The 9,204-nt window shown below is 63.1% G+C and carries 8 protein-coding genes; 5 read left to right on the top strand and 3 right to left on the bottom strand.

Going from position 1 to position 9,204, the window contains the following annotated elements; translation table 11 throughout:
• The first annotated feature begins 1 nt into the window (after nt 1).
• From WS92_RS00270 to WS92_RS00260, 3 genes are all read left to right on the top strand, one after another.
• Nucleotides 2-1,612, top strand: a complete 1,611-nt coding sequence (locus WS92_RS00270) for a cyclic peptide export ABC transporter (protein ID WP_059931512.1) — start codon at nt 2-4, stop codon at nt 1,610-1,612.
• Nucleotides 1,609-1,830, top strand: a complete 222-nt coding sequence (locus WS92_RS00265) for an MbtH family protein (RefSeq protein WP_059931514.1) — start codon at nt 1,609-1,611, stop codon at nt 1,828-1,830. The genes WS92_RS00270 and WS92_RS00265 overlap by 4 nt, the downstream gene beginning before the upstream one ends.
• Before the next feature lie 137 nt (nt 1,831-1,967).
• Nucleotides 1,968-3,065, top strand: a complete 1,098-nt coding sequence (locus WS92_RS00260; RefSeq protein ID WP_231755922.1) for a cupin-like domain-containing protein — start codon at nt 1,968-1,970, stop codon at nt 3,063-3,065.
• Between the two features lie 334 nt (nt 3,066-3,399).
• Here WS92_RS00260 and WS92_RS00255 read toward each other — a convergent pair whose 3' ends face one another.
• The 3 genes from WS92_RS00255 to WS92_RS00245 form a co-directional block, all read right to left on the bottom strand.
• A complete protein-coding gene (locus WS92_RS00255) occupies nt 3,400-4,497 on the bottom strand; it encodes a lytic polysaccharide monooxygenase (RefSeq protein WP_059931516.1) in 1,098 nt (365 codons plus the stop codon).
• A gap of 447 nt (nt 4,498-4,944) precedes the next feature.
• Nucleotides 4,945-5,436 carry a hypothetical protein gene (locus WS92_RS00250; protein WP_059931518.1) on the bottom strand — a complete coding sequence of 164 codons (492 nt, stop codon included), beginning with the start codon at nt 5,434-5,436 and terminating at the stop codon, nt 4,945-4,947.
• A gap of 70 nt (nt 5,437-5,506) precedes the next feature.
• The gene (locus tag WS92_RS00245; RefSeq protein ID WP_059931521.1) at nt 5,507-6,130 is read right to left on the bottom strand and encodes a nitroreductase family protein; all 624 of its coding nucleotides are present in this window, start codon (nt 6,128-6,130) and stop codon (nt 5,507-5,509) included.
• 645 nt (nt 6,131-6,775) lie between these two features.
• On the opposite strand from WS92_RS00245, the gene WS92_RS00240 reads away from it, so the two are divergent.
• Entirely contained in the window at nt 6,776-8,191 is a 1,416-nt protein-coding gene (locus tag WS92_RS00240) for a circularly permuted type 2 ATP-grasp protein (protein ID WP_015603545.1), read from the top strand.
• Nucleotides 8,192-8,260: 69 nt separating this feature from the next.
• Entirely contained in the window at nt 8,261-9,202 is a 942-nt protein-coding gene (locus WS92_RS00235) for an alpha-E domain-containing protein (protein ID WP_009914420.1), read from the top strand.
• Nucleotides 9,203-9,204 lie beyond the last annotated feature (2 nt).

The following is a 9,204-nucleotide window of genomic DNA, read 5'->3' as shown; positions in this document are numbered from 1 at the left end:
CATGCCAGTCAGGATTCTGTTGTTGCGCCGTGAACGGGCGCTGTTTCTCGCGCTATGCGTGTTCGCCGGGCTGGCGTCGTCGTGTGCCGTCATCGTGGCGATTCGCGAGATCGCCTTTGCGTTGACGGATCGCGTCGCCGGTCAGCATTTCGCGTGGCCCGTATTCATCGCGGCGCTTGTCGTGACCGTGCTGGGCGGCCTGTGTTCGCAGGTTACGCTGAGCCATATCGGCGCGCGGATCATGCATGATCTGCGAAGCCAGGTTGTGTCGCGCATCATGCATCTGCCATACGAGACGCACGAGCGGCTCGGGGCGTCCCACATGCATGCGATCTTGTCGGAGGACGTCGCCAAGGCATCCTCCGCGCTCGGAACGCTGCCGTCTTTCGTCGTCTGCGCGGGCCTCGTGGCATTCGGATTCGGGTATCTGCTGCTGCTTTCGCCCGTTCATTTTGTGGGGGTGGCCGCGGTTCTGCTGGTCGGGATGAGCGTCGCGCGATACGCGTCCGCGCGCCTTGGCCGAACGCTTCGCGAAGCGCGGACCGACGAGGACGAGATGCAGGGGCTGTATCGCGCGCTCATTGAAGGCGCGAAGGAGTTCCGGCTCAGCGCCGGTCGTCGGCAACGCTTCATCGAGTCGACGTTCGCGCCGTTGAGTCTGCGGCTTGCTTCGCGCAAGAGGGCGAGCGGCATCCTCTGGGGGGCGACGGTGCAATGGAACAACTTCGTTTTCTTTATGCTTCTTGCCATGGCGGCCGTGTTGCCGAACCAGTTGTCGCTCGGCAACGCCAGCACGTTGACGACGTATGCGCTCGTGTTGCTGCTGTTGCGCGGCCCCATGATGGCGTTGATGGAAATGGTGCCGACCCTCGTCGCGGGTAAAGTTGCCCTTGAGCGCCTCGCCCGGTTTGAACAGCCTCAATTGCCGCGCGAGCGTGCCGACGTGACTGAACCCACAGTCCGGAGCCTCGCGCTGCGGGCCCTGCGTTTTCGCTATCCCGTCGACGCGGACGAGCAGCCCGTATCTATCGGCCCGATTGATTTGCAGTTGACCGCCGGAAAAATCGTGTTCGTCACAGGCGGCAATGGCTCGGGCAAGACGACGCTGGCGAAATTGCTATCGGGGCTTTATGCGGCGAGCGAAGGATCTGTGCTGCTGAACGATGTCGCGCTCGGCCTGGATTCGGCCTTGATGCTGCGGCGGTGCGTCAGCGCGATCCATAGCGATTTTTTTGTCATGCCCTTTGAGACGGCCGCTTCGGCACGAAGCCCGATGTTGAGCCAATGGATTCAACTGCTTGGGCTCGAGGACAAATTGTCTGCGGCGGGCGGCTGGCAATCGGCTCCGCGCCTTTCCCAGGGGCAGCGAAAGCGGCTGGCGCTGGTCAATCTGCTGGCCGACGATAAGCCGGTTTGTATTTTCGATGAATGGGCTGCGGATCAAGACAGGAGCCGTCGGGAATTGTTCTATCGACGGTTCCTGCCCGAACTGGCGGCGCTGAAGAAACTGGTCATCGTTGTGACGCATGACAGTGACTATTTCGATGTGGCCGACACAATCGTGCATATGAAAGATATGCAAATTAGCTTTGTCAAGGAGAATGAAAAATGAGTTGGGATCGTGAAGATACCGAATTTAACGTCGTCGTCAATCATGAAGAGCAGTATTCGATCTGGCCGGTTTACAAGGAAGTGCCGGCCGGCTGGAAAACAGTGGGCGTGAGTGGCAAGAAAGCGGTGTGTCTCGATTACATAGAAAAGACGTGGATAGACATGCGTCCGTTGAGCCTGAGGCGCGCGCTTGAGGAAAACGCGCGCGAATCGAAGTGAGCTTTGATTTGAGTCGATGTTCATCCCGATTGACCATCGTTCTCATAGGGTGAATTTGAAGCGCTTGCGCTGCGCATGCTGATCTTGCGAAAGGCTGCGCGGCCGGCGCTCCATATGGTTAAATCAATCAGCAAAAAATGGAATTATTTTGCAACATCAAGTCAATTCTTTGTCGACATATCAGTCGGAATTTTTTGCCGGGGTATCAGGGTGGCATCGTGCAATTCATCGTGTCCGACGAAACCGATGGGAAGTTTTATGCGGATATTTCAGAAAACATCAGATTTCTTGATGGCGTATGCGAAGCGCCGGACGCTGTGGTCGAAATGTCCGCTGCAGTATTTCGTATGCTGATCGAGCAGCCATACGCAACCTTGGAGGATACCGTCAAGGTGACTGGGAATCGCGCTTTGGTTTCTCTCATCGCTCATGCTGCGCAGCCGGAAGTGGATAGCGGCCGGACCCGCTTGCGCGATCTGACTTTGCAGGTGACAGATCTGGCTTTGCCCGAGACCGAGGTGCATCGAATGGCGACCGTCGATGCAAGGCAATTGATGCAGATATTGCATGGAGGGACGCCGGTGATTCTAACGGCGATGCTCAATGCTTCAGGCTGGCGGACGACGTTCGACGAACTTCAGCAAAGGTTTGGCCACCTGCCGCTCGCTGGACTGGATGCCGATATTCTTGGGGCCACGCTGGGCCTATCGACCTTGGGGGCGTTGATCGATGCCACTTTGGATGGCGACGCGTCCGGCGTCTACAGCGGTGGGTGCGCATTGCCCGGGCCCATGCATGAAATGTTCGAGCTCCCGTTGCTGAACCGAAAGTGTTTTACGCGGCCGCAATTATGGATGGGGCGCCAGGATTTCCGCGCATGCACTCGCTTGCATCGTGATTTCTTACATGCATTTATTGGGCAAGTAATAGGCTCAAAGAGATTCGTCCTATACAGACCGGACGACGCAGAATATCTATATCCAGGCGCCTGCTTCAATATGTTCCAGATTGCGAGATTTGATCCATTTCGGCCAGATCTGACGAAGTTTCCACTCGCAAGGCGAGCAAAATCGATCGAGTGTGAATTACACCCCGGTGAGTTGCTCATTTTGCCAGTTGGATGGTTTCACACGGTAAGAGGTGATGGTGCGGTAATGTCGGTGAATCGCTTCATGCGTGAGGATGCGTGGGCGGTGTTATCAACGCGCGGCGGATTGGAGGCGCGGCAGCGTTGAATCCACATAGGTATGCAGATCTTGCGCCAAGGCTTATCCGATACGAACGTAAGTGCGCGAATCGCTTCGACCGCATCGGGGTTCGATCAATCATTTTACAAAGAGATTGCCTTTCGAGACTAAGCAACACAGGCACTATAATCTTCCGGCACTGGACACCAAGTGGCATCGAACGCCGTTATGCAGTCACGTTATTGCGAGGAGATCCAAAAAAAAGGCGGCGCATCGAGGATCGAGATGCGTCGCCCAATGCGGATATCGAGGGAATATCCGCAAGCACGCTATGTGAGGCGATGCGCGCACCGGTGTGCCGCGCGCGTCGCCCGTCAGTTGGCTATTTTGCGCCGACGACGCCGAGCGCGCTGCTGTAGTTCGGCTGCAGCCAGACCTTGTTCGCGTTCAGGTTCGTCGTGTCGAAATAGATCGTGTTGCCCGAGCGCACGCCGATTTTCGCGACGTTGCCGTAACGGCCGTTGACCTGATCGGCGAGCTGTTTCGCCCACACGCCGCGATCGGCGTTGTACGGCGTGATCGGCTGACGCACGTCGACGACTTCCGCGCCGCGCGCATCCGCGCCCATCACGCGGAAGCGAACCTGCTGGCCGGCTTGCGGCGCGATGCCCGGCTCGACGAACGCGCGCGTCGCGACCCACGGGAAGCCCGATGCGCGCTCGTCGGCGGCGATCGTCACGTCGCTGCAATTGAAGAAGCCTTCGTTGCCGGCATCGATGCGCTGCCAGTAGCTGTACAGCACCGCATCGCCGGTGCGGCCGGCGGGCAGCGTCACGTCGAGCGTGTAGAACGACTGGATCGAGCCGGGCAGATGGCCCGCGCCGTTCGCGGGGACGGGCGCGGGAGCCGGCGCGTCGTAGATCTGTTGCAGATCGTCCCAGCGCAGCGGCTGCGACGGATCGTACGACGGCTTCGAGATGAACACGCGCATGCGCGCCGGATTGTGCGACGTCGTGTTTTCCCACTGAAGTTCGACATGACCGTTGTTTGGCGTCAGTTGCGTCTTGCGCCAAACCGTCGTCGGCGCCCTGTCGAGACCCGCCTTCGACGTGTCGCCGCCCGCGCACAGCAGGCCGTCGGGCACCGCGGCCTTCAGTTGCGCGAGATCGTTGCCCTGGCCGACCGGATTCGCGGACACCTCGTTCCATTGCGTGAAAGGGTAGGCCGAATTGTTGCCGGCGCGATAGGCGGCGCGGCAGTCGTCGTGCGGGATCGCCGAGCCGTCGGGCGGGTCCCAGTAGCCGCCTTCGAGGCGGCATTGATATTGACGCGCGATCGGGAAGCCGACTGCACCGTGCGCGTCGGCGTCGGCGGGCGCGAGCAGCGCGGCGAGCGAAGCGGCCAGCGTGGCGGCGGCACCGAGCGCGACTGCGGCGCGCACGCGCTGACGGGGTGACGGCGCATCGAAGAGCGACTTCATGTAGCGTTCCTCCTGGTGAGAAATGACACGGTTCGCGTTCCGCAGCGTGATGGAGATGCGTCGATTGTTTTGGATGTCGAAATGTACGGCGTTGGCGCTTTCTTCCGAGGATTCCGTCACGATGGTAGATGACGTCGCACGCCAGCACGGCCTACCAAAAATGGCAGGCGCGGTGAATTCGCGCGATGCCGGGCGTTCGGGGCGACGGGCGGCCTTCTGTCTGCCCGATCCGTTCGAAGAGGGCGCGTCGCAAGCAAAGAGATCGCAGCCTATCGCCAGTGCGGAGGTGGGCGTTACCACGAAACTTGGGAGGTTGACCGGCGAGGCGCGCGACGATCGCGCGGCGGCGGTCGAACCGGGCGCGCGCTCATTCGCTCGTCCGCTCGTCCGCTCGTCCTCGTCCGCGTGCGGTCAAGCGGTCAAGCGGCCGCGCGTTCGACGCGCGCGTCAATGCAGATACGCGGCGGGCTGCGTAGGCGTGCGAATCGCGAGCCCTGCGTCGAGCAGCGCGATCGAAAACCAGCGGGCGATCTTCAGCACGCCGCTGTCCGCACAGCGCGGCAGCCAGTCGGCGAGCGCGCGCAGCGCCGCTTCGCTGCGCGCCGATTGCAGGTGGGCGAGCGCCTGCAGAAGCTGCGCCTCGTCGTTCGCGGGCCCGCACGCGCAACGGCAGTGCGTGTCGAGCGGGTGGCATGCGTTGCACGTGAGGAAGCGCATCAGCATGTCGAAATGCACGAGCCCGTCGGCGCGCAAGCCGGCCGCGGCCAGCACGTCGCGCCACGATTGCCGGCGGCGTCGCGTGTCGCCGTCGGCGACCTTGGACGGATGCAGCCACCTGCGGATCGCGGTCAGCACGATCCGCGCCGCATCGGCATCGCGCGGTTCGACGTCGGCTTCGGCGAGCGGTGCGCCGTTCGGGGCGGCGTGAGGGAAATGCATGGCGGAACCTCCGGAGTTCGATGCGGCACGCGATCGGCGGGCCGCGCATGGATGTCGGGCGGCGCGGCCGTCAACGTGCGGGGCCGAGCCATTCGCGCACGTGCGCGCCGCGATCCGGACGTCGCGCGTCGCTCGCGGGCGCGGCCGGCGTGCCGACGAACAGGAAGCCGACGAGTCGCTCGTCGGCGCCGAAGCCGAGCGCGGCGTGCATCGCCGGCTCGTGCGAATCGACGCCCGTTGCCCAGAAACCGCCGTAGCCGAGCTGATGGATCGCGTTGAGCATGTTCATCGCTGCTGCGCCGACAGCAAGCAACTGTTCGACCTCCGGTACTTTCGACGTGCGATTCAGTGCCGCGCCGAGCGCGATGACGAGCGGCGCGGCGAGCGCCCTGGCTCGGCGGTGCTCGTGCGAGCCGGGCGGATCGCCGGGCGCACGCGCATCGGCGAGCTCGACGAGCAGATCGCCGAACGCGTGGCGCGCCGCGCCGCGGATCACGACGAATCGCCACGGACGCAGGTTGCCGTGATCGGGCGCGCACAGAGCGGCATCGAAGATTGCGTCGAGCTCGCACGGGCGGGGCGCGGGTTCGGTCAGCGGCCAGCGGGAGCGGCGCGACAGCAGTCCCCGCAGCGGGCCGCGCGGGTCGTCGGATACGGCGGCGCGCGCGGGCGCCGCGGAGGCGATGGCATTCATGGTCGAGGTTCCGGTATCGGGCGATGAACGGAATACATCATCGAACAGATTCGCTTTAAATGCAAACGATTCTCATTTGCGAATGAGGCGATTCGAGGGCCGCGTAACGATTCGGGTGGGGCAGCGCGTCACCGGCGGCCGTGCGGTTCGCGGGATTCCGGCGGCGAGCAAGGCGCGTGCATCGATTCTCCCGAACCGGCCGCTTGCAGCGCGCGTTCTCAATTCGTGCACGCCAGGAAGCTTCGGGGCGATGCATCGGCTGATCGATTCCTGGCAGTGTGTTATCGCGGCGCCGTCGCCGTCGCCGCCGCGCGGAAAGCGGTTCGAGCGCCCGCGATGCCGAGGTTCGCGCAGTCATAACTATCTGGTTAATCCAGAAAGAGCCGATGGTTCGATCGGATACCGAAGTGATCGCCCGCATAGACAGACGCGCGGGAAATCTGCCACGCGGGCGACACCGGCTGCGCCGAATCGGCACATGCTGGCCGCCGGCCTTCGCACCTTCGTGGTGCGGTGTGCCGCGCAAAAGTGCCAAATCAGACGGGAGGCCGGAGGATTCCAGCAAGGCACGCTCTTTGCTCATCAGACATTGCGCCGGTTCGGCATGGAGAGATGCCGAGTGAATGATGGATGGAGAATTTTTCGATGAAGCCGTTCGACGAAATGCTGCAACCCGGCGATACTGTACGAGCGCCGTATGAGCGCTTGAAGCAATGGCTCGACACGCAGGATCCCGCGAGCCTCGCCCAGAAGGCGCACGACGCCGAAGGCGTGTTCCGCAAGACCGGCATCACGTTCGCCGTGTATGGCGACGCCGAGGCCGCCGAGCGCTTGATTCCGTTCGACATCGTGCCGAGGATCATTTCGGCAAGCGAATGGAACCGGCTGTCGCAGGGGATCGAGCAGCGCGTGATGGCGCTCAATGCGTTCCTCGACGACATCTATCACCGCCAGGAGATCGTGCGCGCGGGAATCGTGCCGAAGCACCTGATCGCGCACAACGATGCGTTCCTGCCGGAGATGATCGATTTCCGGCCGCCCGGAAACGTTTACACGCACATCATCGGCGTCGACATCGTCCGGACCGCGGAAAATCAGTTCTACGTGCTCGAGGACAACGCGCGCACGCCGTCCGGCGTGTCGTACATGCTCGAGAACCGCGAGACGATGATGCAGCTCTTCCCCGAGCTGTTCCAGCGGGTGAAGGTGCGGCCCGTCGAGACATATCCGCAACTGCTGCGCCAGTCGCTCGCGGCCGTCTGCCCGCCCGGCGGCAATGCGGACAATCCGACCGTCGCGGTGCTCACGCCCGGCATTCACAACTCCGCGTATTACGAGCATGCGTTCCTCGCCGACCAGATGGGCGTGCATCTCGTCGAGGGCAGCGACCTGCAGGTGATCGGCGATCGCGTCGCGATGCGCACGACCGAAGGCTTCCGGCCGATCGACGTGCTGTACCGCCGCCTCGACGACGCGTTCCTCGATCCGCTCACGTTCCTGCCGGATTCGGTGCTGGGCGTGGCCGGCATCATGGACGTCTACCGCGCGGGCAACGTGACGATCGCGAATGCGCCCGGCACCGGCATCGCCGACGACAAGGCGATCTACTCGTACATGCCGGAGATCGTCGAGTTCTACACCGGCCGCCGCGCGATGCTCGAGAACGTGCCGACCTGGCGCTGCGCGGAAGCGGACAGCCTCAAGTACGTGCTCGAGCATCTGGAGGAGCTCGTCGTGAAGGAGGTGCACGGCTCGGGCGGCTACGGGATGCTCGTCGGCCCCGCGGCGTCGAAGGCCGAGCGCGACGCGTTCGCGGCGAAGCTGCGCGCGAAGCCGTCGAACTACATCGCGCAGCCGACGCTCGCGCTGTCGACGACGCCGATCCTGACCGAGCGGGGGCTCGCGCCGCGCCACGTCGATCTGCGGCCGTTCGTGCTCGTGTCCGACCGGATTCGCATCACGCCGGGCGGCCTCACGCGGGTCGCGCTGAAGGAGGGTTCGCTCGTCGTCAACTCCAGCCAGGGCGGCGGCACCAAGGACACCTGGGTGCTCGCCGACTGAACGCACGCGCAAGACGGCGCATGCGAACGCGCGCGCCGCACCGAACAACGATCGGAGTGGACGGCAAACATGCTTCTCGGACGCACAGCAAGCGGTCTTTACTGGATGTACCGTTATATCGAGCGCGCGGAAAACACCGCGCGCATCGTCGACGCCGGATTGCGGATGGCGCTCACGCGCACGTCGGACGCGCCCGCGGAATGGTCGTCGGTGCTCGTCAGCTCGGGCGCGGACGACGGCTATCGACAGAAGTACGAAACATATGCGGCGGACACGGTTGCCGATTATCTGCTGCGCGATCGCGACAATCCGTCGAGCGTGCTCTCGTGCATCGAGTACGCGCGCTCGAATGCGCGGATGGTGCGCACGGCGCTCACGCGCGAGGCGTGGGAGAGCGTGAACGGCGCATGGCTCGCGATCAAGCGGGCGCTCGCGCAGCCGATCCGCGCGAGCGCGCTGCCCGCGATTCTCGACGAGATCAAGCGCGAGACCGCGCTGATCCTCGGCAGCTTCTACAGCACGATGCTGCGAAACGAGATCTTCGATTTCGCGCAGATCGGCGCGTTCGTCGAGCGCGCGGACAACACCGCGCGGATTCTCGACGTCAAATATCACCTGCTGCTGCCGTCGGTGTCGCACGTCGGCACGATCCTCGACAACTACCAGTGGGAATCGATCCTGCGCTGCGTCGCCGCGCACCGGTCGTATCGCTGGGTCTACGACGTCCAGTACAAGCCGCTCAACATCGCCGACTATCTGATCCTCAACGGGCGCATGCCGCGCTCGCTGCGCTACTGCTACGGGCGTGTCGTGTCGAGCCTCGAGCATCTCGCGAAAGATTACGGGCTCACGCACGGTTGTCACGAAACCGCCGCCAAAATCAGGCAGTCGCTCGAGGGCAACACGGTCGAACGTGTCTTCAAGAGCGGACTGCACGAGTTTCTGACGGATTTCATCGCCAAGAACAACAGTCTCGGCCTCGAAATCGCCCAAGCCTACAACTTCGATTGAGG

This window comes from Burkholderia sp. MSMB1588 (assembly GCF_001546925.1).
Lineage (GTDB): Bacteria > Pseudomonadota > Gammaproteobacteria > Burkholderiales > Burkholderiaceae > Burkholderia > Burkholderia humptydooensis.
Note: the sequence above shows the minus strand (reverse complement) of the source record. Positions and strands in the feature narration are given on the sequence as shown.

Bases quoted from the DNA above. Each gene is read 5' to 3' on its own strand.
- WS92_RS00270 (WP_059931512.1), top strand. From the start codon at position 2: ATGCCAGTCAGGATTCTGTTGTTGCGCCGTGAACGGGCGCTGTTTCTC.
- WS92_RS00265 (WP_059931514.1), top strand. From the start codon at position 1,609: ATGAGTTGGGATCGTGAAGATACCGAATTTAACGTCGTCGTCAATCAT.
- WS92_RS00260 (WP_231755922.1), top strand. From the start codon at position 1,968: ATGGAATTATTTTGCAACATCAAGTCAATTCTTTGTCGACATATCAGT.
- WS92_RS00255 (WP_059931516.1), bottom strand. From the start codon at position 4,497: ATGAAGTCGCTCTTCGATGCGCCGTCACCCCGTCAGCGCGTGCGCGCC.
- WS92_RS00250 (WP_059931518.1), bottom strand. From the start codon at position 5,436: ATGCATTTCCCTCACGCCGCCCCGAACGGCGCACCGCTCGCCGAAGCC.
- WS92_RS00245 (WP_059931521.1), bottom strand. From the start codon at position 6,130: ATGAATGCCATCGCCTCCGCGGCGCCCGCGCGCGCCGCCGTATCCGAC.
- WS92_RS00240 (WP_015603545.1), top strand. From the start codon at position 6,776: ATGAAGCCGTTCGACGAAATGCTGCAACCCGGCGATACTGTACGAGCG.
- WS92_RS00235 (WP_009914420.1), top strand. From the start codon at position 8,261: ATGCTTCTCGGACGCACAGCAAGCGGTCTTTACTGGATGTACCGTTAT.